The sequence below is a fragment of the Pseudomonas sp. I8001 genome (assembly GCF_013385345.1).
Taxonomy (GTDB): Bacteria; Pseudomonadota; Gammaproteobacteria; order Pseudomonadales; family Pseudomonadaceae; genus Aquipseudomonas.
Genome location: NZ_JACAQC010000016.1, coordinates 33,453 through 59,163, shown reverse-complemented (window position 1 = coordinate 59,163; position 25,711 = coordinate 33,453). Strand labels below are relative to the sequence as shown.

Annotated in this window: 10 protein-coding genes and 1 pseudogene; 6 read left to right on the top strand and 5 right to left on the bottom strand. The window is 62.2% G+C overall.

Translation table 11 applies throughout. The features are described 5' to 3' along the window. Positions 1-7: 7 nt before the first annotated feature. Complete coding sequence (locus HX839_RS14680; RefSeq protein WP_177067239.1) at positions 8-796, top strand: ABC transporter substrate-binding protein; 789 nt, start codon at positions 8-10, stop codon at positions 794-796. Between the two features lie 66 nt (positions 797-862). After that, positions 863-1,876, top strand: coding sequence for a GNAT family N-acetyltransferase (locus tag HX839_RS14675; protein ID WP_177067238.1), 1,014 nt, complete (start codon positions 863-865; stop codon positions 1,874-1,876). A 138-nt stretch (positions 1,877-2,014) separates the two neighbouring features. On the opposite strand, the gene HX839_RS14670 is transcribed toward HX839_RS14675, so the two are convergent. Further along, a complete protein-coding gene (locus tag HX839_RS14670) occupies positions 2,015-2,566 on the bottom strand; it encodes an RNA polymerase factor sigma-70 (protein WP_003209024.1) in 552 nt (183 codons plus the stop codon). Between the two features lie 278 nt (positions 2,567-2,844). On the opposite strand from HX839_RS14670, the gene HX839_RS14665 reads away from it, so the two are divergent. From HX839_RS14665 to HX839_RS14655, 3 genes are all read left to right on the top strand, one after another. Beyond that, a complete protein-coding gene (locus HX839_RS14665; RefSeq protein ID WP_003209023.1) occupies positions 2,845-3,603 on the top strand; it encodes a thioesterase II family protein in 759 nt (252 codons plus the stop codon). 60 nt (positions 3,604-3,663) lie between these two features. Beyond that, entirely contained in the window at positions 3,664-16,602 is a 12,939-nt protein-coding gene (locus HX839_RS14660) for a non-ribosomal peptide synthetase (RefSeq protein ID WP_177067237.1), read from the top strand. Between the two features lie 132 nt (positions 16,603-16,734). Then, the gene (locus tag HX839_RS14655; RefSeq protein ID WP_177067236.1) at positions 16,735-19,323 is read left to right on the top strand and encodes a hypothetical protein; all 2,589 of its coding nucleotides are present in this window, start codon (positions 16,735-16,737) and stop codon (positions 19,321-19,323) included. A gap of 61 nt (positions 19,324-19,384) precedes the next feature. Here HX839_RS14655 and HX839_RS14650 read toward each other — a convergent pair. Further along, positions 19,385-19,465 (bottom strand): annotated as a pseudogene (locus HX839_RS14650) (thiol:disulfide interchange protein DsbG); the annotation flags it as partial. A 167-nt stretch (positions 19,466-19,632) separates the two neighbouring features. On the opposite strand from HX839_RS14650, the gene HX839_RS14645 reads away from it, so the two are divergent. Beyond that, positions 19,633-22,221 (top strand): hypothetical protein, encoded by a 2,589-nt coding sequence (locus HX839_RS14645; RefSeq protein ID WP_102605700.1) that lies wholly within the window; start codon positions 19,633-19,635, stop codon positions 22,219-22,221. 69 nt (positions 22,222-22,290) lie between these two features. Here HX839_RS14645 and dsbG read toward each other — a convergent pair whose 3' ends face one another. From dsbG to dsbD, 3 genes are read right to left on the bottom strand one after another with little or no spacing between them, the layout of a single operon-like run. Then, entirely contained in the window at positions 22,291-23,052 is a 762-nt protein-coding gene (gene dsbG / locus HX839_RS14640; protein ID WP_003209017.1) for a thiol:disulfide interchange protein DsbG, read from the bottom strand. Continuing rightward, positions 23,028-23,897 (bottom strand): TlpA disulfide reductase family protein, encoded by an 870-nt coding sequence (locus tag HX839_RS14635; protein WP_008431675.1) that lies wholly within the window; start codon positions 23,895-23,897, stop codon positions 23,028-23,030. The genes dsbG and HX839_RS14635 overlap by 25 nt, the downstream gene beginning before the upstream one ends. Further along, on the bottom strand, positions 23,897-25,627 hold the full coding sequence (gene dsbD, locus HX839_RS14630) for a protein-disulfide reductase DsbD (protein ID WP_177020578.1): 1,731 nt from the start codon (positions 25,625-25,627) through the stop codon (positions 23,897-23,899). The genes HX839_RS14635 and dsbD overlap by 1 nt, the downstream gene beginning before the upstream one ends. Positions 25,628-25,711 lie beyond the last annotated feature (84 nt).

Here is a 25,711-nt window from a genome sequence, read left to right as displayed (position 1 = left end):
TGCCTTGATGTTTTCGCCTTGGCGATTGGCTGCAGGACTCTCAATATGGGCACTTGGCGCACTGTGGCTGATGCCTGCCTCGGCCGCCCAACTGGTGAGGGTCGGTGCTGCGCATTTCCCGCCATACACCGTGCGCCCGGAGCAGGGCGCCGACACCGGGTTGCTGCCGCAACTGGTGGAAGCCTTGAACACCCTGCAAACCGACTACCAGTTTGTGCTGGTACCCACCTCGATTCCCCGGCGTTTTCGCGACTTCCAGCAAGGTCGGGTGGACATGGCGATCTTCGAAAACCCCAAGTGGGGCTGGCAGGATATTGCCCACACCGATGTCGACATGGGCCTGGAGGATGCGGAAATCTTCGTGGCCCAGCAGGAGCCCGGTCGCGACCAGTCGTATTTCGCCGACCTGACCGGCAAGCGCCTGGCGGTGTTCAGCGGTTATCACTACGCGTTCGCCAACTTCAACCCCGACCCCAAGTACATGGCGGAGCACTTCAACGCCACCTTGACCTATTCCCACGACAGCAACCTGCTGATGGTCGCCCGGGGCCGGGCCGACATTGCCCTGGTGACGCGTTCCTACCTCAGCGATTTCCTGGTGCGCAATGCCGATACGGCGGGGCAGTTCCTGGTGTCCGAGCGGATCGACCAGGTGTACCACCACTATGCGTTGCTGCGGCCCAAGGCGCCGATCTCGGGGCCGGCGTTCGCCGGGCTGCTCAAGCAGCTGAGGGACAACGGCCAGTTGCTGAAGATCTTCGAGCCTTACCGCATCGATGTGATGCCGGTACCGTGATCGTCTAAATTTTTGCCCTCGGCTCACGTCACTTGTTGAACTGTCGACGATTCGTGAGCCCATCCCATGTCCAATCTGAATGACCTGTCAGTGCTGCCCTTGCCGGCGGGACCCGCCCTGAATGCTGATGAAACTGATAGCCGCCTGAGCCTCACCCTTAAGGGCCAGCCGCTGATTCGCCTGCGCCTTGAGCGGGGTGATGAGGTGCAGGTGCATTTGCAGGAGCCCGCCAGTGTGCCGGCTGCCCGTGCCTTGTGGGCGGCGTGTTATTGGCTGTTTGCCAGGGAGCCCGGGCGTCAGCGACTGGTCTGGTGTCTTGAGCATGCGCCGGAAGATGCCTTGCGCAGTGGGTTGCTGGTGGCGACCGGGGTTGCCGGGCAGTTTCATTGCGAGCGCACGTTGTTCTGGCAGTTGCCGCAACCGTGGCTGGGGCAATCTCTCACGGGGACTTATCCGCAGCAGATGATCATCAGCGGTGGCAAGCGTCATCCTGCCCGTGCGCCGAAGCCGCGGGGCGAGGTGTATCGACGGTTTGATGCGCGGCTGGGGGCGTGGATTTCACTGCGTACGGTGGAGATTGATGTTGATCTGGCGCGCTTCAATCGTTGGCAGAACAGTGCGCGGGTGGCGAATTTCTGGCAGGAAACTGGCAGCCTGGAACAGCATCGGGAGTATCTGGACAAGCTGGAAGCGGATCCCCATGCGTTGACGTTGATTGGCTGTTTCGATGATGAGCCGTTTGCTTATTTCGAGGCGTATTGGGCGAAGGAGGATCGGATTGCGCCGTTTTATGATGCGGCGGATTACGATCGCGGGATTCATATGCTGGTGGGCGAAGAGCACCACCGTGGTCCGCACAAGGTAGCGAGCTGGTTGTCGGCGCTGGTGCATTACTTGTTTCTCGATGATCCGCGTACGCAGCGTGTGGTGGCTGAGCCTCGGGCGGATAACGGGAAGATGATTGGGCATATGCAGAATCAGTGTTTCCACTGTGAGAAGGAGTTTGATTTTCCTCATAAGCGGGCGGCGTTGATGATTCTGGGGCGGGAACGGTTTTTTGAGCGGTGTGGGTTGGTTTGACTGAGCAAAAAATCTGAGTGCACGAAGATCAAATGTGGGAGCGGGCTTGCTCGCGAAAGCGCAGTGTCAGTCAATGCATGTGTGACTGATCCACCGCTTTCGCGAGCAAGCCCGCTCCCACATGGGATGTGTGGCGCGTCAGGCCCGCCGCGCAAACGTGTCGCTATGGGTCCCGGAAACCTTCCGGCAATGCACCAGCGCATCGCGAATCATAAAGTTCACCAACGTCGGTGAAACCCCCAGCTCCTTGGCAATATCCTTCTGCGGCACCCCGTGCAGCCGGTACATCTCAAACGCGTAACGCGTGCGCTGAGGCAACTCGGTCAAGGCGTCGGCAATGTTCTCCAGCGTCGAAAAGTTGATGTGCGAGGTCTCAGGTGAAGCGCCGTGAATAACCACATTCAAGCCTTCCTCTTCCGTGCCGGAATATTTCAGCTCCAGCGCCTGCTTGCGGTAGTGATCAATAGCCAGGTTGCGCACGATCTGGAACAGGTAACTGAGCTGCGCCTTGAACGATGACGTGATGGTGGGGGCCGATTGCAACCGGAAGTAGGCGTCTTGCACCACGTCTTCGGCGCGGGATCGGCAGCCGGTAATACGCGCTGCGATCTTGACCAGGATCAGTCGATTGTCGACGAAGGCCTGGAGTAGGGGTGAGTCGCACCTGCCTGTGGATACTTGTTCCGTCATGGAAATCACCTTGTTGCAAGAGAAGGTTGGGGGAGGGCGTCCTTGCTGAGGCCTCCTACACATCGGGCAACAAATTATGCTTAATGATAATGATTGTCAAATGAGAAGACGAACTAATCTTATGCTTTATCGAGAGGTGTGAACGGCGTCTCGCTGACTAATTATTTCCCGGTGCCATCCGTTCTCATGGGTGAAAGGCCAGTTAACAAACCGGCCAAGGATCAGCGCCTGGAGGAGGACAAAATGCGTTTTTATCGTGTGAGCGGGAGTGGTCTGAAATGAACACGCCGGCTCGATTACGCCTGTTTTGCCTGCCTTACTCCGGCGCCAGCGCCATGGTCTACAGCCGCTGGCGACGGGCGCTGCCGGAGTGGTTGCAGGTGCGGCCGCTGGAGTTGCCGGGGCGCGGCATGCGCATGGACGAGCCGTTGCAGCGCGATATCAAAAACCTGGCCGGGCAACTGGCTGATGAGATCCGCGCCGAGTTGGACGGCCCCTACGCCTTGTTCGGCCACAGCCTCGGCGGCCTGCTGGCCTTCGAGCTGGCCCATGCCCTGCGCGAACGGGGCGCGCCGCCGCCATTGGCGCTGTTTGCCTCGGGTACCGCCGGACCGGCCTGTCGCGATGTCAGCGAATACGCCATCGAGAAAAACGACGAGCAACTGATCGCCCGCCTGCGGGAACTCAAGGGCACGGGCGAAGACGTGCTGGCCAACGCCGAACTGATGCAGTTGATGCTGCCGATCCTGCGGGCCGACTTCCTGCTGTGCGGCAGTTTCGAATACGGCGAGCGTGAGCCGCTGAGCCTGCCCATCCATGTATTCGGCGGCAAGCAGGACACGGTGCGCGCCGATCAACTGCTGGACTGGCAGCAAGACACCGCCAGCGGTTTCTCCCTCGACATGTTCGACGGTCACCACTTCTTCCTGGTGCAGCACGAGAGTTCCGTACTGCGCTGTGTGCGGCGTTACGCCGACGAACACCTGGCCCGCTGGCGCAATGACGCCGCGCGGCAGATGGCCCGGGCGACCGGCTGAACAAGCCCCCGGCCACACATTCCCCGATTTCCCAGTAAGCCGATTTCAGGCAGGAACCCCATGATGGACGCCTTCGAACTTCCCCGCACCCTGGTTCAGTCCCTTCAACGCCGCGCCGCGCAAACCCCGGATCGACTGGCGTTGCGCTTCCTTGCCGAGACGGCCGAACAGAGCGTTGTCCTCAGTTACCGCGACCTCGACCTGCGCGCCCGCACCATTGCCGCCGCCTTGCAGGCCGACGCCGGGCTGGGCGATCGTGCGGTGCTGCTGTTCCCCAGCGGGCCGGATTACGTCGCGGCGTTCTTTGGTTGCCTGTACGCCGGGGTCATCGCGGTGCCGGCCTATCCGCCGGAGTCCGCCCGCCGCCATCATCAGGAGCGGCTGCTGTCGATCATTGCAGACGCCGAGCCGCGGTTGCTGCTGACCACGTCCAGCCTCGGTGATTCGCTGGCGCAACTCGAAGGCGCGCCGCAGTTGCTGTGCGTTGACAGTCTCCATGTTGAAATCGCGGGCAATTGGATCGCGCCCAACTTGCAGGACGATGACATCGCCTTCCTGCAATACACCTCCGGCTCCACTGCGTTGCCCAAGGGCGTGCAAGTGACCCACGGCAACCTGGTGGCCAACGAATTGCTGATCCGTCGCGGCTTCGGCATCGACCTGAACCCCGACGACGTGATCGTCAGCTGGTTGCCGCTGTACCACGACATGGGCCTGATCGGCGGGCTGCTGCAGCCGATCTTCAGCGGTGTGCCGTGCGTATTGATGTCGCCGGCGTACTTCCTTGGCCGGCCATTGCGCTGGCTCGAAGCGATCAGCGAATACGGCGGCACCATCAGCGGCGGGCCGGACTTCGCCTATCGCTTGTGCAGCGAGCGAGTCAGCGAATCGGCATTGGATCGCCTGGACCTGAGCAAATGGCGCGTGGCGTATTCCGGCTCCGAGCCGATCCGCCTCGACACCCTCGAACGCTTCGCCGAGAAGTTCGCCGCCTGCGGTTTTACTCCGAACAATTTCTTCGCCTCCTACGGCTTGGCGGAGGCCACCTTGTTCGTTGCCGGCGGCACCCGTGGCCACGGCATCCCGGCCCTGCGCCTGGACGAACAGGCTCTGGCCGCCAATCGCGCCGAGCCAGGGCAGGGCGCGGCGATCATGAGTTGCGGCACCAGCCAGCCCGAGCACGCGGTGCTGATTGTCGACCCCGCCACCCTGGCGACGCTCCCCGACAATGCCGTCGGTGAAATCTGGGCCACCGGCCCGAGCATCGCCCATGGTTATTGGCGCAACCCTGAAGCCACCGCCAAGACCTTCGTCCAGCACGAAGGCCGTACCTGGCTGCGGACCGGCGACCTCGGGTTTATCCGCGAAGGTGAAGTGTTCATCACCGGCCGGCTGAAAGACCTGCTGATCGTGCGGGGCCACAACCTGTATCCCCAAGACATCGAGCAAGCCATCGAGCGTGAAGTGGAAGTGGTGCGCAAGGGCCGGGTCGCCGCGTTCGCGGTGAATGACCAGGGCCTGGAAGGCATCGGTATTGCTGCCGAAATCAGCCGCAGCGTGCAGAAAATCCTGCCGCCGGAAGCACTGATCAAGGCGATTCGCCAGGCGGTGGCCGAAGCCTGCCAGGAAGCGCCGAGCGTGGTGGTGTTGCTCAACCCCGGTGGCTTGCCGAAAACGTCCAGCGGCAAGGTGCAGCGCTCGGCCTGCCGCACACGGTTGGCGGATGGCAGCCTCGACAGTTATGCGCAGTTCCCCGGCGTGCAGGCGCCGGTCGGCGATGCTGTCCTGCAATCCGAACTGCAAAACCAGATTGCCGCGATCTGGTGCGAGCAATTGCAGGTGACGCAGGTCGCCGCCGACGATCACTTCTTCCTGCTGGGGGGCAACTCCATCAGCGCCACCCAGGTCGTCGCCCGGCTGCGGGAAACCCTCGGCTTGGAACTGAACCTGCGCCTGTTGTTCGAAGCGCCCACCCTGGCCGCCTTCGCCACCAGCGTCGGGCAATTGCAGCAGGACGGCGGCGTGGCCCAAGGCGCAATCCATGGGTTGTCGCGACAGGAAGACCTGCCGCAATCCCTCGCGCAAAACCGCTTGTGGATCACCTGGCAACTCGACCCGCACAGCAGCGCCTACACCATTCCCGGCGCCTTGCGGTTGCGCGGCGAGCTGGATGAAGACGCGGTGCGCTCAAGCTTCCAGCAATTGATCCAGCGCCACGAAGCCCTGCGCACGCGCTTCTTCGAGCGCGATGGCCAAGCCTTACAGCGGGTCGACGCCAAGGCTGATTTCGACCTGCAAGTCATCGACCTCAGCGATTTGCCTGCCGCCGAGCGGGAAGCCCGCGCCAAGCAGATTCGTGAAGACGAAGCCCGCACCCAGTTCGACCTGGAGAAAGGCCCGCTGCTGTGGGTAACGCTGGTACGCCTGGATGACGAAGACCACCAACTGCTGGTGACGATGCACCACATCATCGCGGACGGCTGGTCGCTGAACGTGTTGATCGACGAATTCTCGCGACTGTACGCCGCTGCGTCCCAGGGCCAACCCCTGGAGCTGCCAGCGCTGGCCCTGCAATACGCCGACTACGGAAGTTGGCAGCGCCAGTGGCTGGCCGAAGGCGAGGGCCAGCGGCAACTGGCTTACTGGAAACAACAACTGGGCGACGAGCACCCAACCCTGAGCCTGGCCACCGATCACCCGCGTTCGGCGCAGCACCTGCGCAGTGCCTCGCGTCACAGTGTGCGTGTGAGCGCGAGCCTCGGCGAAGCCATTCGCAAGACTGCCCAAAGCCACGAATCCACGCCGTTCATGCTGTTGCTCGCGGCGTTCCAGAGCCTGCTCTATCGCTACAGCGGCCAGCGCGATATCCGCATCGGCGTGCCCAACGCCAACCGTCCGCGCCAGGAAACCCAAGGCCTGATCGGGTTCTTTATCAACACCCTCGTACTGCGCGCCGAACTGGATGCGCGCCTGCCCTTCGCCGAGTTGCTGACGGCAACCCGCACCGCAGCGCTGGGTGCCCAGGCCCATCAGGACCTGCCTTTCGAACAGCTGCTGGAAGCCTTCCCCCAAGCCCGGGAACAAGGCCTGTTCCAGGTGATGTTCAACCACCAGCAGCGTGACCTCGGCGCCCTGCGCCGCTTGCCGGGCCTGCTTGCCGACGAGCTGGCATGGCACAGCCGCGAAGCCAAGTTCGACCTGCAACTGCACACGGAAGAAGACCGCAACGGGCGCCTGAGCCTGTCCTTCGACTACGCCGATGAGCTGTTCGACGCCGCCACCATCGAGCGCCTGGCCGGGCACTTCATCAACCTGCTGCAAGCCATCTGCGAACAGCCGCAACAGGCCATCGGCGACCTGAAGCTGTTGCACGCCGACGAGCAGCGCCAACAACAGCAGTGGAGCGCTGCGCCGTGCACACCGGCGCAGCGCTGGCTGCCGGAACAACTCAACCAACACGTCTCGGAACGCAGCGCAGTGGTGTGGCAGGACGGCAGCCTGACCTTCGCGCAATTGCACACCCAGGCCAACCGCCTGGCCCATTACCTGCGGGACAAGGGCGTCGGCCCGGACGTGTGCGTGGCCATCGCCGCCGAGCGTTCGCCGCAACTGCTGATCGGCCTGCTGGCAATCATCAAGGCCGGCGGCGCCTATGTGCCGCTGGACCCGGATTATCCCGCCGAACGCCTGGCCTACATGCTTAAGGACAGCGGCGTGCAACTGCTGCTGACCCAGACTTCACTGCTGGAACAACTGCCCACGGCGCAAGGCGTGTGCGTCATCGCCATGGACAGCCTCAAGCTCGACAGTTGGCCGACCCACGCGCCGGGTTTGCACCTCAATGGCGACAACCTCGCCTATGTGATCTACACCTCCGGCTCCACCGGCCAGCCCAAGGGCGTGGGCAACACCCATGCCGCGCTGGCCGAGCGCTTGCAGTGGATGCAAGCCACCTACCAATTGGATGAAACCGATGTGCTGATGCAAAAGGCGCCCATCAGTTTCGACGTGTCGGTGTGGGAGTGTTTCTGGCCGCTGATCACCGGTTGCCGCCTGGTGCTGGCCGGCCCCGGCGAGCATCGCGATCCCCATCGCATCGCGCAGTTGGTGCAGGAGCACGGCGTGACCACGCTGCACTTTGTGCCGCCGCTGTTGCAGCTGTTTGTCGACGAACCGTTGGCTGCCGAATGCACCAGCCTGCGTCGCCTGTTCTCCGGCGGTGAAGCGCTGCCTGCCGAGTTGCGCAACCGGGTGCTGGCGCAGTTGCCGGCGGTGCAGTTGCACAACCGGTATGGCCCCACCGAAACCGCGATCAACGTGACGCACTGGCATTGCCAGGCCGAGGACGGCGAGCGTTCGCCGATTGGCCGGCCGCTGGGCAATGTGATTTGCCGGGTGCTGGATGATCAGTTCAAGCCGCTGCCGATGGGTGTGCCGGGTGAGTTGTGCATCGGCGGCATCGGCCTGGCCCGGGGTTACCTCGGGCGTGCGGGGCTGACCGCCGAACGCTTTGTCGCCGACCCGCTGGGTGAGGCGGGCGCACGCCTGTATCGCACCGGTGACCGCGTGCGCTGGAGCACCGACGGTGTGCTGGAATACCTCGGGCGCCTGGATCAGCAGGTCAAACTGCGTGGCTTCCGTGTCGAGCCTGAAGAAATCGAAGCCCGCCTGCTGGCTCTCGACGGCATCGCCCAAGCGGTGGTGCTGGTGCGGGAAACCGCAGCCGGTGCGCAGTTGATCGGTTACTACACCGCCAGCGAACCGTTGGATGAACAGGACGTAAAAACCGCCCTGGCCGCCGAGCTGCCGGAGTACATGGTCCCGGCGCAGTTGATGCGCCTGGACGCGATGCCCCTGAGCCCAAGCGGCAAACTGGATCGCCGCGCCTTGCCGGAACCGGTGTGGCAGGTACGTGAGCACGTCGAACCTGAAACAGCGCTGGAACAGCAAATCGCCGCGATCTGGCGTGAAGTCCTGGCGCTGCCACGCATCGGCCTGCGGGACGACTTCTTCGCCCTTGGCGGCCATTCGTTGCTGGCCACGCAAATCATCTCCCGCACCCGCCAGGCCTGTGACGTCGAACTGCCGTTGCGCACGCTGTTCGACGCCAGCGAGCTGGGGGCTTTCGCCGAGCAGGTCCGGCTGATCCAGGCCGCCGGGCAACGTAACCAACAGCTGGCCATCGGCAAGGTCGACCGCAGCCAACCGGTGCCACTGTCCTATTCCCAGCAGCGCATGTGGTTCCTCTGGCAGATGGAGCCCGACAGCCCGGCGTATAACGTCGGCGGCATGGCGCGCTTTCGCGGGGTGCTGGACGTGGGCCGTTTCGAGGCGGCGTTGCAGGCCTTGATCATGCGTCATGAAACCCTGCGCACGACTTTCCCGAGCATCAATGGCGTGGCGCAACAGAAGGTTGCGGCGCAAACCGGCGTGCGCATGGATTGGCAGGATTTCTCGGCGTTCAGTGAGGCCGAGCGGCAACGGCGTGTGCAGCAACTGGCCGATCATGAAGCCCACACGCCGTTCAATCTGGAGACCGGTCCACTGCTGCGCGCCTGCCTGGTCAAGGCCGGCGAGCAGGAACATTACCTGGTGCTGACCCTGCACCATATCGTCACCGAAGGCTGGGCCATGGACATCTTTGCCCGTGAACTCAGCGCGCTGTACGAAGCGTTCATCGACGACCGCGAATCGCCACTGGCGCCACTGCCGGTGCAGTACCTCGACTACAGCGTGTGGCAGCGCCAGTGGCTGGAGTCCGGCGAACGCCAGCGCCAACTGGATTACTGGACCGCGCAACTGGGCACCGAACATCCGCTGCTGGAACTGCCGGCCGACCGTCCGCGGCCGCCGGTGCAAAGTCACCAGGGCGAGCTGTACCGTTTCGATTTGAGCGACGACCTCGCCGCCCGCGTGCGTGCCTTCAACGCCGAACGCGGCCTGACCCTGTTCATGACCATGACCGCCACCCTCGCGGTATTGCTCTACCGTTACAGCGGCCAGACCGACCTGCGCATCGGTGCGCCGGTGGCCAACCGGATTCGCCCGGAAAGCGAAGGGCTGATTGGCGCATTTCTCAACACCCAGGTGCTGCGTTGCCAGCTCAACGGGCAGATGAGTGTCGGCGAACTGTTTGACCAGGTTCGCCACACCGTGATCGAAGGCCAGTCCCATCAGGACCTGCCGTTCGACCATCTGGTGGAGGCCCTGCAACCAACCCGCAGCGCGGCGTACAACCCGCTGTTCCAGGTGATGTGCAACGTGCAGCGCTGGGAATTCCAGCAAAGCCGCACCCTGGCCGGGATGACCGTCGAATACCTGGCCAACGACGCCCGCGCCACCAAGTTCGACCTCAACCTGGAAGTCACTGACCTCGATCATCGCCTGGGTTGCTGCCTGACCTACAGCACCGACCTGTTCGACGAGCCGCGCATTGCGCGCATGGCGGCGCATTGGCAAAACCTGCTGGAAGCCTTGCTCGCCGATCCGCAACAGCGCCTGAGTGAGTTGCCGTTGCTGGAGGCTGGCGAACAGCGCGCCCTGCAAGACAGCCTTGGCATTGAGGCTGGCGAGCATCGCCTCGACCAGTGCATCCATCACCTGTTCAGCGAGCAGGCCCTGGCCCGTGCCGATGCACCGGCGTTGACCTTTGCCGGGCAGACCCTGAGCTACAGCGAACTCGATAGCCGTGCCAATCGCCTGGCCTGGATGCTCCGCGAGCGCGGCGTGGGCCCGCAGGTGCGGGTCGGCCTGGCGTTGCCGCGTTCGCTGGAGATGGTGGTTGGCCTGCTGGCAATCCTCAAGGCCGGCGGCGCCTATGTGCCGCTGGACCCGGAATACCCGCTGGACCGCCTGCACTACATGATCGAAGACAGTGGCATCGGCCTGTTGCTCAGCGATGCCGCGATGTTCGACGCATTGGGCGAACTGCCTGAGAGTGTCGGCCGCTGGTGCCTGGAAGAGGACCTGCCGACCCTGGCGGACTACCCGGCAAGCGAGTTGCCTTTCATCAGCCTCCCGCAACATCAGGCCTACTTGATCTACACCTCCGGTTCTACCGGCAAGCCCAAGGGCGTGGTGGTGTCCCACGGCGAAATCGCCATGCATTGCCAGGCGGTGATCGAGCGCTTCGGCATGCGCCCGGATGACTGCGAGCTGCACTTCTATTCCATCAACTTTGACGCTGCCACCGAGCGTCTGCTGGTGCCGTTGCTCAGTGGTGCCCAGGTTGTGTTGCGGGCCCAGGGCCAGTGGGACGCGGAAGAAATCTGCGGGCTGATTCGTCGGCACCGCATCAATATCCTGGGCTTCACCCCAAGCTATGGCAGCCAGTTGGCGCAATGGCTGGCCACGCAAGACCAGACCCTGGCGGTGCGCATGTGCATCACCGGCGGTGAGGCCCTGACCGGCGAACACTTGCAGCGCATTCGCGCGGCATTCAAGCCGGCGCTGTTTTTCAACGCCTATGGTCCGACTGAAACCGTGGTGATGCCGTTGGCCAGCCTGGCCCCGGAAGCCTTGGAAGAGGGCGCCGGCAGCGTGCCGATCGGCAGCATCATCGGCGCGCGTGTGGCCTACATTCTGGATGCGGATCTGGCGCTGGTGCCGCAAGGCGCGACCGGCGAGTTGTACGTCGGCGGTGCAGGCCTGGCCCAGGGGTATCACCAGCGTCCGGGCATGACCGCGGAGCGCTTTGTCGCGGACCCGTTTGCCACGAACGGCGGTCGCCTGTATCGCACCGGTGACCTGGTGCGCCAGCGTGCCGATGGCCTGGTGGAATACCTCGGTCGTATCGACCATCAAGTGAAGATTCGTGGTTTCCGCATCGAGCTGGGAGAAATTGAAACCCGCCTGCTGGAACACGAGGCGGTGCGTGAAGCGGTGGTGTTGGCGCTGGACTCTCCGAGCGGCAAGCAGTTGGTGGCCTATCTGGTCAGCGACCAGGAGCAGGGCGCGCTGCGTGAATCCCTCAAGGCGCATTTGAAAGCGCAGCTGCCGGACTACATGGTGCCCGCGCACCTGATCGTCCTCGACAGCATGCCGCTGACCGCCAACGGCAAACTCGACCGCCGCGCCTTGCCGCAGCCGGACCCCGAGGCGAATCGTCAACAGTACGTGGCGCCGCGCAACGAGCTGGAGCAAACCCTGGCGGCCATCTGGTGCGCGGTACTGAACGTGCAACAGGTAGGCCTTGATGACAACTTCTTCGAGTTGGGCGGCGACTCGATCCTGTCGATCCAGGTGGTCAGCCGGGCCCGGCAGGCGGGGATTCATTTCAGCCCGCGTGATTTGTTCCAGCACCAGACCGTGCAAACCCTGGCCGCCGTGGCGACCCGCAGCGAGCAGGTCAGCGCCGAACAAGGCGTGTTGACCGGCGCGTCCGGGCTGACGCCGATCCAGCACTGGTTCTTCGACACCGACATCCCGGAGCGCCAACACTGGAACCAGGCATTGCTGCTGGAGCCGGTTCAGGCCCTGGAACCTCATCGCCTGGAACAAGCGTTGCTGGCGGTGCTGGAACATCACGACGCCCTGCGCCTGAGCTTCACCCAGCGCGACGCCCAATGGCACGCCGAACACTTGGCGGTGCCGGAAGGCGGCCTGCTGTTGCAAGCCCAGGTAGCGGACATGGAGCAGTGCAGCGCGCTGTTCATCGACACCCAGCGCAGCCTCAACCTCGCCCATGGCCCGTTGTTGCGCGCGCTGCTGGTGGACGGCCCGCAAGGCCAGCGCCGGCTGCTGATCGCGATCCATCACCTGGTGGTGGACGGCGTTTCCTGGCGGGTATTGCTGGAAGATTTGCAGACCGTGTATCGCCAGTTGAGCGACGGCCAGCCGGTCAACCTGCCGGCCAAGACCAGCGCCTTGCGCGACTGGGCGGCGCGGTTGCAGGCGTATGCCGGCAGCGAATCCCTGCGTGAGGAGCTGCACGTGTGGCAGCAACAGTTGGCCGGCCCTGCCGTTGAATTGCCGGTGGATCGCCCACAGGGTTCGCTGCGCAATCGCGACGCCGATACCGTCAGCGTGCGCCTGGATGCCGAGCGCACCCGCCAGTTGTTGCAGCAGGCACCAAGTGCCTACCGCACCCAGGTCAACGATTTGCTGCTGACCGCCCTGGCCCGTGTGCTGTGCCGTTGGAGTGGCCATGAATCCGCATTGATCCAGCTGGAAGGCCACGGCCGCGAACCGCTATTCGACGAGATCGACCTGACCCGCAGCGTCGGCTGGTTCACCAGCGCCTACCCGCTGCGCCTGACCCCGCTGCATATCGAAGAGGCCGCCGGGCAGGGCGCCTCGATCAAGGCGATCAAGGAGCAACTGCGCGGCGTGCCCCACAAAGGGTTAGGTTATGGCGTGCTGCGCTACCTGGCCGACGACCTGTGCCGCCAGACCATGGCCGCGTTGCCGAGCGCCAGTATCACCTTCAACTACCTCGGCCAGTTCGATCAGAGCTTTGGCGCCGACGCACTGTTCCACCCGCTGGACGAGTCCGCCGGGATCGCCCACGACCCGGACGCGCCGTTGCCCAACGCGCTGAGTGTCGACAGCCAGGTGTACGGCGGTGAGCTGGTGCTGCGCTGGACCTTCAGCCGCGAGCGTCACCACAGCCAGACCATCGCTGAACTGGCGGACGCTTACCTGGCGGAACTGCAAAGCCTGATCGAACATTGCCTCAAGGCAGACGCGGGCGGCCTTACGCCGTCGGACTTCCCGCTGGCGCACCTGACCCAGGGGCAACTCGATGCGCTGCCGGTGCCGGCCAATGCCATCGAAGACGTGTACCCGCTGACCCCGATGCAGGAAGGCTTGCTGCTGCACACCCTGCTGGAACCGGGCACCGGCCTCTACTACATGCAGGACCGCTACCGCATCAACAGCGCCCTGGACCCCGAGCGTTTCGCCCAGGCCTGGCAGGCGGTGATCGCCCGTCATGAAGCCTTGCGCGCCTCGTTCTGCTGGAACGTCGGCGAAGACATGTTGCAGGTTATCCACAAGCCCGGCAGCACGCCGATCGAGTACCTCGACTGGAGCCAGGAGCCGGAAAGCGAGCAGGAACCGCGCCTGCAAGCGTTGCTGAAAAGCGAGCGTGAAGCCGGTTTCGATCTGCTTAACCAGGCGCCCTTCCACCTGCGGCTGATCCGCGTGGGCGAAGCCCGCTACTGGTTCATGATGAGCAACCATCACATCCTGATCGATGCGTGGTGCCGCTCGTTGCTGATGAACGATTTCTTCGACATCTACATGGCCCTCGGCGAAGGTCGCGAAGCGCAACTGGCGACGCCACCGCGTTACCGCGATTACATCGCCTGGCTGCAACGCCAGAACCTCGCCGAGGCGCGCCAGTGGTGGCAGCAGAACCTGCAAGGGTTCGAGCGCACCACACCGATTCCGAGCGACCGGCCGTTCCTGCGCGAGCATGCCGGCCACAGCGGCGGCATGGTGGTAGGCGACTGCTACACCCGCCTGGATGTGCGCGACGGCGCGCAATTGCGCGAGCTGGCCCAGGCTCATCAATTGACGGTGAACACCTTCGCCCAGGCGGCATGGGCCCTGGTGCTGCGGCGCTTGAGTGGCGATCGCGACGTGCTGTTCGGCGTCACCGTGGCCGGGCGCCCGGTAGAAATGCCCGAGATGCAGCGCACTGTCGGGCTGTTTATCAACAGTATCGCCTTGCGGGTCAAGCTGCCGGAGGACGATCAGCAGTGCAGCGTGCGCCAATGGTTGAGCGGCCTGCTCGACAGCAATATGCAACTGCGCGAGTACGAGTACCTGCCGCTGGTGACCATCCAGGAGCACAGCGAACTGCCGAAAGGCCAGCCGCTGTTCGACAGCCTGTTCGTGTTCGAGAACGCCCCGGTGGAAGTCTCGGTACTGGATCGTGCGCAAAGCCTGAATGCCACCTCGGATTCCGGTCGCACCCACACCAACTTCCCGCTGACGGCCGTGTGCTACCCGGGCGATGACCTGGGCTTGCACCTGTCCTACGACCAGCGTTATTTCGATGAAACCACCGTGCAAGGCATGCTCGCTGAATTCAAGCGGCTGCTGCTGGCGCTGGTGCAGGGCTTCCATGGCGACATGGCCGACTTGCCGCTGATTGGCGAGCAGGAGCGTGAGTTCCTGGTGGACGGCTGCAACCAGAGTGAGCATGAATATCCGCTGGAGCGCAGTTACATCGAGCTGTTCGAAGCCCAGGTGGCACAGCATCCACAGCGGATTGCCGCCAGTTGCCTGGATCAGCAATGGACCTACTCTGAGCTGAACCGGCGCAGTAACCGCCTGGGTCATGCGCTGATTGCCGCGGGTGTCGGGCTGGACCAACCGGTGGCGTTGCTGGCTGAACGTAATCTGGATTTGCTGGGCATGATCATCGGCAGCTTCAAGGCCGGTGCCGGTTACCTGCCGCTGGACCCGGGCCTGCCGAGCCAGCGCTTGAGCCGGATTATCGACCTCAGTCGTACGCCGTTGCTGGTGTGCACCGAGGCTTGTCGGGAACAGGCGGATCTGTTGCTGGAAGAGTTTGCCTGTGGCTCGCGACCGAGGCTGCTGGTGTGGGAGGCGCTGGTGGGTTCAGAGCAGAACCCGGGCATCTACAGCGCGCCGGATAACCTGGCCTACGTGATCTACACCTCGGGCTCCACTGGCCTGCCCAAGGGCGTGATGGTCGAACAGCGCGGCATGCTCAATAACCAGTTGAGCAAGGTGCCGTATCTGCAACTGACTGAGCACGATGTGATCGCCCAGACCGCCTCGCAAAGTTTCGATATCTCGGTGTGGCAGTTCCTCGCGGCGCCGCTGTTCGGGGCGCGGGTGGACATTGTGCCAAATACCATTGCCCATGATCCGCAAGGCTTGCTCGCTCACGTCCAGGCCCAGGGCATTACCGTGCTGGAAAGCGTGCCGTCACTGATCCAGGGCATGCTCGCCCAGGAGCGCATGAGCCTGGATGGCTTGCGCTGGATGCTGCCGACGGGTGAGGCGATGCCGCCGGAACTGGCGCACCAGTGGTTGCTGCGTTATCCGCAGATTGGCCTGGTCAACGCGTATGGCCCGGCGGAATGTTCGGACGACGTGGCGTTCTTCCGCGTCGACCTGGCGTCGACCCGTGGCACTTATCTGCCGATTGGTACGCCGACCGACAACAACCGGTTGTACCTGCTGGATGGCGCGCTGGAATTGGTGCCCCAAGGCGCGGTTGGCGAGTTGTGCGTGGCCGGGACGGGCGTGGGTCGTGGTTATGTCAGCGATCCGCTGCGCACGGCGCAAGCGTTTGTGCCGAATCCATTGGGTGCGGACCGGTTGTATCGAACAGGGGATTTGGCCCGCCGTCGCAGCGACGGTGTGTTGGAGTACGTCGGGCGCATCGACCATCAGGTGAAGATTCGCGGTTACCGGATCGAGCTGGGTGAAATCGAAGCGCGCCTGCATGAGCAGCCTGAAGTGCGGGATGCGGCGGTGGGCGTGCAGGAGGGCGTCAACGGCAAGCATCTGGTGGGCTACCTGGTGGCGGCGGATGCGCAGCTCAACCCGGGTGAGCGCCTCGATCGCATCAAGCAACGCCTGCGGGCCGAGCTGCCGGAATACATGGTGCCGTTGCATTGGTTGTGGCTCGACCGGTTGCCGCTGAACGCCAACGGCAAGCTGGACCGCAAGGCCTTGCCGGCACTGGAGATCGGCCAGTTGCACAGCCAGGATTATCTGGCGCCGCGCAATGAGCTGGAGCAGACGCTGGCCGGGATCTGGGCCGAGGTGCTCAAGGTCGAGCGCGTCGGCGTGCAGGACAACTTCTTCGAACTGGGCGGGCATTCGTTGCTGGCCACGCAGATAGCTTCACGGGTGCAGAAGACGCTGCAGCGGGATGTGCCGTTGCGGGCGATGTTCGAGTGCAGCACGGTGGAGGCGTTGGCGGGGTATATCGACGGGCTGGCGGCGAATGAGATCAGCGCCGAGAAGGTGGATCGGTTGAGTGATTTGATGGCGGAGCTGGAGGGTTTTTAACTCGGATCGCAACGCGCCACTCGTCGGGTGGCGCGGTTGTTAAGGTTCGAACTGTGAATTCTGACAGTAGGCAAGGGGGGTATTTCGGCGTGTGATGGGCAACACCATCACTCGTTGAAATGGAGTTCTATCATGCCCAAGTCATCACCGTTGACCCTTGACCTGCCCAAGCCACAGTTGGTCGAAGCCGAGGGAGAGCCCCGGGTTGACCCGCTCCAGTTGCTGGAGGGGGCTACTGTCCGGGTGTTCTACGAAGGGATGCTCAGCACCGACAGTATTGCGTTGCGCTGGGAGTCGACACCGGGGGGATACGCGCCGATTGCCTCCCTGGATGGCGTCGAAGCGGGCTCGGTCGAGTTCCACGTACCCCCGTATTACGTAGGGCTGCGCATTGATAACTTCGCGCTGTTTTCCTATGTCGTTACCCGCGATGGCGAGGAACATCCTTCCCCCGTTGCCGACGTGTTCATCAAGTTGCCGTCCAATTTGCCGCAACTGCAGATCTTTCAAGCCTCAGGTGGTGTTCTGGACCTGTCCTTGTTGTGCGGTGAAGACCCGGTTCTGCATGTCGACGCCTGGCCGTTCATCGACCCGGTTCAAGTGGCTCAGGTCTATATCGGGGGGATTTACCCTGATGGGTCCAAGGCCAGTCTCTACCCTTATGAAGATGCACCGGTAACAGATGAGGACGTGCGCCATGGCTGGACCCGAAAGTTGTCTCGTGCCGAGCTGGCCACGCTCAAGCATGACAGTGAGCTTTATATTGCGTTCTACGTTGAGTTTTTGCCGCGTGCGGATTCCAGTCCGGTGTATCGGCTGATTTCTGGTTTGGTGTTGACGTTGCTCATCGAGCCTCATTTGGATCTCGTAGCGCCCACGGTGGTGGAAGCCACGCAAATCACACCTGAAAATCTCGTATTGAATCCGGTCAATACCCGGGACGGTGCGACCATCCGGGTCAGCTATGAGCATATGTGCCCTTGCGACTGGGTTTGCGCCTTCTGGGAAGGGACTGCCGGGGCAGGCACTCCGGTACTCGAGTGCAAGCAGGCCGACAATCGGGACGTTGTTGATTTTAATGTGCCGGCGTCAGCCATCAGCGCCAATTTCAATAAGCAGGTGTCGGTCCGCTACACCGTCCGACGGGAAGGGCAAACCTGGTCGGCGCTGCCGCGACCGGTAAAAATCCTGAATATCTCCGGCCTGCCCAAGCCGCAGGTGGAACAGGCCACGGGCAGTACGCTGGACCTCAATACGTTCCAGGGGGACGCGCAACTGACGGTGGCGGCCTATGCCTACGGCGCCTTGGGGCAGCCCTGCTGGATGTGGGTAACCGGTGAGCGGGAAGATGGCGCGCCTTATCGCTTCGATGTGCTGGATGGCGAGCCGCTCTCCGAGCAATGGCTGCAGGAGGGCGTCAGTACGCTGCTGTCCCGGCGCGACCTGCAAAAACTGGCCGATTGCAGCCGCTTTGACGTGCATTTTGCGGTGAACTTCGATGGCCGGTCCGACAGGGCCAGCGCCGAGCCGTTTCCTGTGCTGCACCTGGATATTCATCAGGAAGACCTGGTCCTGAAACCCTTGACCATTCGGGAGGCCGTGGGCTCGCAGTTGACGGTATGGAATGGCCGTGATGGCGTGACGGCACGGGTGGAATATGACCACATCAGTGCTCATGACGAGATCAGCGTGTGTTGGACACAATCGGACGGTAGTTGCCTGCCGTTGCCACCCAAGCCGGGTAACACTGATCCGAAGTACGTTGACTTCACCATTCCCCGCGAGGCTGTAATCGCTGGAAGCGGCAAAACAGTGCCCGTCAGTTACAGCGTCGCGAGCGCATGCAAGCACGTCACGTCAGCTGACCTGGAGCTACAGATCAGTGTCCCGCAGCGTTTGCCTGCGCCAGAGGTGCCGCAGGCCACTCAATTGCCCGGTGGCCAGGGGACACTGGACTTGCGCACCTTTACCGGGGATGCCGAGATTACGCTGCAAGCCTGGTGGTTCATCCTGGCGGGGCAAAAGGGCTGGCTGGAATGTACGGGAACCTTGCTCGACGGGTCGTCCCATACCCTCAAGCTGCTGGTCAATGAGCCGATCACGCAAGAGCAGGCAAACCATGGGTTGTCGCACGTTCTGCCTCGTGAGGAACTGGAAAAGTTTCGCCACAGGTCCGTATTGAACATCGTGTTCAAGGTTACGGCGGACGGCAGCTCCCATGTGAGCGAAGCAATTGTGTTCCCTGTGCTGATGTTGCTGTTGCGCAAGCAGTACAGAGACCTGACGGATTTCAACGATCAGACCTTGGGTTTATGGACCGTAGGGTCAGGCGCACCCGATGCCAGGGATATCAGCATTGAATATATGGGGACGGGACCTGACGGCAAGCCCGATTACGCAGTCAGGAATTTCACATTTACCAATAACAGTTTCGGCCCGATCCTGCAGCGGCGCTTCTTGGATTTGGAGAGCGGTTTTACTTACCGGTTTTCCGTACGGGTTCGACGGTACAGCGTTGCGTTCGCGACGCCCAAGTTATCGTTGCGCAAAGACTCCATTCAACAAACACCGGTGGAAGAGTTGGTTGACCTGAACTGGCACACACTGAGCTTCACCTTTACGCCAACCATCGCTCCCGTGCTGCTGGAAATCTATAGCCATGAAGGCGCTACGAGCGGCAACGATTGGTACATGGATGATTTCCTGGTCGAGGGGATTTAATCCGCGCTGAAAAGACAATGCCCGCTTCGATGCGGGCATTGTCTTTACAGGCTAGGGCTGATTATTTCGGACCGAGAATCTTCACCAGCTTATCCGGCGACGGCGCTCCTTGCTGTTCGCCCTTGTCATCCAGATAGAAAATCACTCGTGCCACGACGTGCCACTCGTCGTGCGGCGTGGTTTTTGAGGTTGGAACTGTGAATTCTGACAGTAGATTCGGTTTCTTTTTCAGCATTTGATAAGGGCTCGCCAGTCGGACTGGTTTCAGTCCGTCATGAGGCGCTCTTCTCATGGAAAAGGAGTTTAGGTATGCCTGCCAAATCTGCAACCGCCATCGTTCCTGAGGTTACATTGGTTCAAGCTGTGGGACGAAGGCTGGATCCGCTTGATGCGATCGACGGCGCAACGCTTCGAGTTTGTTATGAAGGAATGAGTGAGGATGACCTCATTCGGGTGTTCTGGAAGAGCTTGCCAGGGGAAGAATATGCGCCTGAGCCCCTGCATGGTGTGACAGAGGGGTGTGTGGATTTTCATATCCCGCCCTATTACGTCGGGCTGCGTATCAATCGCTTTGCGCTGTTTCGTTGTGTGGTTACCCATAATGGCGAGGAGTTTTCCAGCAGTGAGAGCGATATTTATGTGACATTGCCGTTCAACGATCTTCCCCATCCTGACGTGCCTCAGGCGGTCGATGGGGTGTTGGACCTTACAGTATTGTGTGGGCAAGACCCGCAGGTGTATGTGACGCCTTGGGTGTTTATTGATCCGATTCAGTTCGTTTGGCTGGACCTCCATGGCACCCTGGCGGACGGGAGCGCCTTTACGCTTCGCCTGGTCAATCACGAGCAGGTGACAGAAGCCGAGGTGCATGAGGGATGGCGCAGAGCTTTACCCTTGGACAAACTGCGGGGGCTTAAACAGGGCAGTCAACTGACCCTGGTATTTATCGTGGCCTTTAACGGTCCGGAGGATGATGCATCCAGACTTTTTCCGAGTACCACATTGACGGTGCTCACTGAACCCCATTTGAATCTCGTGGCACCTACGCTGGTTGAAGCGACGCTGATTTCGCCTGAACACTATGCACTCAATCCGGTCAATGCCCAGGAGGGGGCTACCATCCGGGTCAGTTATGAGCAGATGTGCCCATGCGACTGGGTGTGTGCCTATTGGGAGGGCACGCCCGGGGCGGGTAGCCCGCAGCTGGAATGTAAAAATGCTGGCGATGAGGCGTTTGTGGAATTTCACGTGCCACCCTCGGCTATCAGCGCCAATTTCAATGAACAGGTCACGGTCCATTACACGGTCCAGCGGGAAGGTCAGACGTGGCCATCGCCTGAACGCCATGTGCAAATTCTCAATGTCAGCGAGTTGCCTGCACCGCAGGTTCTCCAGGCCACAGGCCATGTACTGGACCTCAATACCTTCCACGGTGACGCACAAGCCCTGGTGATTCCTTTCCCTTATCGTGCCTTGGGCCAGCCTTGCTGGTTATGGGCCACCGGTGAATTGGACGATGGCACGCCTTACCATTTTGATGTGCTGGAGGGGGAGCCGCTGGCCGAGGAGTGGTTGCACGACGGCGTCAGTGCGGTGCTGTCGCGGCATGAGCTGCAAAAACTGGCGGATTGCAGTGGGTTGAGCGTGCACTTTGCGGTGAACTTCAATGGCCAGGTTGATCTGGCCAGCGCTGAACGGTTCCCGGTGTTGCACTTGGAGCTTGAACAGGAAGCGCTGGTGCTCGACGCACCAAGGGTGCTGGAGGCAGTCGGCCAGGACCTGACGATTTGGAACGGTCGGGACGGTGTGACGGTGCGTGTGGAGTATGCACACATCAGCTCGGGGCAAATGATCAGCCTGGACTGGATTCGGTCGGACGGTACCCGCTTGCCGTTGGCGCCGGAGCCCGGCAACGGCGACCCGGGTTATGTGGATTTCCCAATCCCCCGTGAAGCGGTGATTCAAGGCGCCGGTAAAACGATCCAGATTAACTACACCGTCACCAGTGCCTGCAAGCGGGCACCCTCCAAAACGCTCAATTTGCGCATCAGTGTACCGGTGCGGCTGCCGGTGCCGGTAGTGCCCGAGGCCACGCCACCTGCGACCCAAAGCGGTATTCTGGACCTGCGGACATTCGCGGGAGATGCCCATATTACTGTGGAAAAATGGTGGTTTATCCTGGCGGGGCAGAGAGGTTGGCTACAAGTAGACGGCACAAGGGAAGATGGGAGCGCCTATGTCATCAGGGTGATGATGGCCGAACTGATTACCGAGGGGGATGTTGAGAACGGCCTGAGACGGGTTCTCCTGCGCTCCGAGTTGGAGCAGTTGCGTAACCTTACACCGTTGGTCGTGACATTCGGCTGCACGCCGGATGGCAGTCCCAGCCCGGGTCAGGAGATCGTCTTCCCAGTACTGAGTTTGGTTTTTACCAAGCCTATGAAAGATGTAACTGACTTTAACCCGAACCAGAAAGGCTGGAATAACTGGCAAAGAGGGGCGGGAGCAGCATCTCAGGGTGACCTGGTACTTAAAACCGGGGCAGTGCCGGGAGCTGCGTCGGGGTATTACTTGTTTGATTGGGGGAATACGTACACCAGTAACCCCGTTACACAGCGCGAAAAGCTTTTCAAACTCTACACTCAACTGCAGTCAGGCCGTATTTACAGGTTCAGTGCTTGGATACGTGACAATAGCGGCTCACCTCCAAAGCCTTCTATGGTGTTGGTGGCAAACGGGGCCGATATTACTTCGATCACCTCTCCTGGGTTGTCTTGGCAGTTGCTCCAAGGAACCTTTACTGCCACTTCAACGACAAGGCTCAGCGTTGATAATCGTCAGATGGGGAACCCCGGCAATGACTTCGATGTGACGTTACTGGTGGTGGAGGAGGTTTGATCTGCTTGGAGTTGGTCGCTTGAAGGATACAGGCCTCCGGCTTTTGGGAGGCCTTTTCCAACAGTCTGCTTATTTCGGACCGAGAATCTTCACCAGCTTATCCGGCGACGGCGCTCCTTGCTGTTGCTGCAATCCACCCTTGTCATCCAGATAGAAAATTGCCGGCGTGGCCGACAACTCCAGTTCGTCCATCAGCTTCATATTCGAATCAAGCTTGGCCTGGATATCCGCCGGGATCTTCTCCAGCGCCTGCAACTTGCTGCCTTTACCGGCCGACTCATGGGCTTCCAAGGCCTGTTGCGGGTCCTTGGCGGCAAACAGCGCGGCCGACTTGCCCGGGCTGTCTTCACGGATAATCCCCACCATGATGTGCCGCAACTGTACCTTGCCCGACTTCACCCAAGGCCGCGCCTGCTCCCAGAACATATTGCAGTACGGGCAGTTCGGGTCGCTGAACAGGTACACGATGCGCGGCGCGTCCTTGTTGCCGTCCTGGATCCAGTTGCTGTGTTCCATCTTGGCCCAGACTTCCTTGGCCATCGGCGCATACACCAGTTTCTCCAGCGGCGCGGTGCTCAGGTCATTGCCATCGGCGTCGTACAGGTTGCCGGCAATCACGCTTTTGCCATCGGCAGTCAGGTACAGCGCCATGCCACGGTTCTGGTATTGCGCCGCGTAACCTGTGAGGCCGCTGGGCGCATCGAACTTGCCGATGATCTTGGCCCCCTTGGCTTCGATGTTCTTGATCGGCGCCGGCCAGTCTTCGGCGTGGACCAGGCTGGCGGCCAGGGTCAGGGGCAGGAGTGTCAGCAGGTGGCGGAGGCGGAGCATGGCGAATTCCTTGTGGTGGCCGGCAGGGCCGGTTTGGCGGGGGTCGGCTCGAAGCGCTCCATGGCGCGGGCCAGGCTGGCCTGTGAGAGTTCGCCCAGGTGGCTGTTGATCAGGCGACCATCAGGTTGGTAGAAGAGGGTGGTGGGCAAGGCCATGGAGCCGACGGCCTGGCCGAGGCGGCCGCTGGCGTCGAACAGCACGTTATCCAGGTTCAGGCCCTGGGTCGCCAGGTAGGTGGCGACGCTTTGCATGCTTTCGGCCTGGTTGACGAACAGGAAGGTCACGTCCGGGCGCTGGCGCTGGGCACTTTCCAGTACCGGCATTTCGCGCCGGCACGGCGGGCACCAGGTGGCCCACAGGTTGATCACCAGCGGGCCGCCCTTGTAGTCGGCCAGTTGCACGGTTTCGCCATTGGCGTTGCGCAGGGCAATGTCCGGCAGGTGCGTGCCTTTTTCGTAGAGGGTCAGGGACAGGCTGGTCAAGGCCCAGAACGCCAGGCCGGTGATCACACCGGCGCTCAGTGGCTTGCGCAGCAGCGGGCGGCGCCAGCCGTAGATCAGCGCGCCGATGATCAGCACGATCACGCCGGGCCAGGCGAGAAAACCGCCGTCGCGCAGGTCGACGATTTGCAGCGGGTCATTCTGGTAGTACGACCAGTACATCAGCACGAAGCTGATGCGTGCGGCGAGCATGCCCAGCAGAAACAGGGTGAACAGCACCGACTCGGGGTTCTCGCCGCCGCGCTTGGCCACCCGCCAGCCCACCAGGGTGGCGAGGATCAACGCCGTGATCAGCAGCAAGTGATTCAGGGCGATGGCGAAGGTGCCGATGGTCAGTGTCAGCATCAGAGGGCTTCCCGGGCTTGGGTCCAGCGTTGCAGGAAGGCGGCAGCGTCGACTTCGCCGGTGATGCGCTGGGCGCGGCGCTCTTCACCGTCGGGGCCGATCCAGACGAAGCTCGGCGGGCCGGGAACCTTGTAGCGGCCCAGCAGCTCGCGGCTGGCGGCGTTGTCGGCGGTGACGTCGAGGCGCAGCAGGCGCACATCCTTGAGGGCGTCCAGTACCTCGGGTTTGCCGAACACCTGTTTTTCCATGATCTTGCACGACACGCACCAGTCGGCGTAGTAGTCCACCAGCACCCATTGGCCCTGGGCCTTGGCACTGTCGAGCTGGCTTTGCAGCACGGCCGGGTCGTTGATGGTCATGAAGGCTTCGTGGGCGGTGGGAGCACCGGCTGCCCGCGAGCCGCTGTAGACCTTCAGCGGTTGCCAGAGGTCGTCGCTGCCGCCGGCCGCGCCGATCACCAATACGCTGCCCCAGAGGCCCAACACCAGCGAACCGGCACCGAACAGCATGGCGGTACGCCCGAAATCGCGGGCCAGGCGCCAGCCGCAGTAGGCCATGACCAGCGCCAGCACACCCCACAAGCCGAGCCACAGGGTTTCACCGACCACCGGGCGAATCATCAGCACGGCGGTGGCGAGGAACAGGAAGCCGAAGATGCCCTTGAGGATATTCATCCAGGTGCCAGGCTTGGGCAGGAAGCGGTTGCCCACGGTCACCAGCAGCAACAGTGGCACACCGATGCCGATGCCCATGGCAAACAGGATCAGGCCGCCGTGCAAGGCGTTGCCGCTTTGGGCGATGTACAGCAGCGCGCCGGCCAGGGGCGCAGTCATGCACGGGCCCACCAGCAAGCCGGACAGGGCGCCGAGCACGCCGGCGCCTACCAGGCTGCCGCCGCTTTGGTTGCGGCTGACGTTGTCCAGGCGATCGCGCAGGAAGGCCGGCAGTTGCAGTTCAAAGAAGCCGAACATCGGCAGGGCGAGAATCACAAACAACGCAGCGAAGCTGCCGAGGATCCACGGGGTTTGCAGCAGGGCGGCGAGGTTGCCGCCGAGCAGCGCAGCCAATACACCGAGCGCGGCATACACCAGCGCCATGCACACCACGTAGCTGGCGGCCAGGGCAAAGCCGCGCCGTGGGCTGGCGCCGCTGCCGACCACAAGGCCGGCGAGGATCGGCAACATCGGCAGGGAACACGGGGCGAAGGCCAGCAGCAGGCCCAGGCCGAAGAACACCAGCAGGCTCCAGCCCAGGCTGCGTTGTTGCAGGCCGCTGGCCAGGCTTTGGTCCTGGGCCTGGCCGGTGGCGGCGACGGCAGGGTTGCCGCCCAGGTCCACGGTGATCGATTGCGGCGGGTAGCACAGGCCGGCATCGGCGCAGCCTTGCCAGCCGAGCTTGACCTGGCCGGTGGCGCCAGCGGGAATCTTCACTTCCAGGCCCTGGCGATAGACTTGCTGCTCGCCGAAGAACTCGTCGCTGTGGGCTTCGCCCTGGGGCAACGTCGGCTTTTCGGCCAGGCCATCGAATTTCATGCGCTGCTGGTACAGGTAGTAACCGTCGGCAATCTGCCAATACAACTGGGTTTCGCCGGAGGCCAGACGCTCGGAGGTAAAGGTGAAGGCTTTGCCCACCGGGAGGAAGTCGGGTTTGGTCTCGAATGGATTGTTGCCAGGCGCGGCCTGGGTGAATCCAGCAAACAACACCAGCAGGAAGATAAACAGATGCCGCATGATCAAGCCTTAGTTCGAAGCAAGTGGGACACACAATGTGTGGCGTTGATTAACCGATGATTAACCGGGCTATCCTAGAAAGAA

Bases quoted from the DNA above. Each gene is read 5' to 3' on its own strand.
- HX839_RS14680 (WP_177067239.1), top strand. From the start codon at position 8: ATGTTTTCGCCTTGGCGATTGGCTGCAGGACTCTCAATATGGGCACTT.
- HX839_RS14675 (WP_177067238.1), top strand. From the start codon at position 863: ATGTCCAATCTGAATGACCTGTCAGTGCTGCCCTTGCCGGCGGGACCC.
- HX839_RS14670 (WP_003209024.1), bottom strand. From the start codon at position 2,566: ATGACGGAACAAGTATCCACAGGCAGGTGCGACTCACCCCTACTCCAG.
- HX839_RS14665 (WP_003209023.1), top strand. From the start codon at position 2,845: ATGAACACGCCGGCTCGATTACGCCTGTTTTGCCTGCCTTACTCCGGC.
- HX839_RS14660 (WP_177067237.1), top strand. From the start codon at position 3,664: ATGATGGACGCCTTCGAACTTCCCCGCACCCTGGTTCAGTCCCTTCAA.
- HX839_RS14655 (WP_177067236.1), top strand. From the start codon at position 16,735: ATGCCCAAGTCATCACCGTTGACCCTTGACCTGCCCAAGCCACAGTTG.
- HX839_RS14645 (WP_102605700.1), top strand. From the start codon at position 19,633: ATGCCTGCCAAATCTGCAACCGCCATCGTTCCTGAGGTTACATTGGTT.
- dsbG (WP_003209017.1), bottom strand. From the start codon at position 23,052: ATGCTCCGCCTCCGCCACCTGCTGACACTCCTGCCCCTGACCCTGGCC.
- HX839_RS14635 (WP_008431675.1), bottom strand. From the start codon at position 23,897: ATGCTGACACTGACCATCGGCACCTTCGCCATCGCCCTGAATCACTTG.
- dsbD (WP_177020578.1), bottom strand. From the start codon at position 25,627: ATGCGGCATCTGTTTATCTTCCTGCTGGTGTTGTTTGCTGGATTCACC.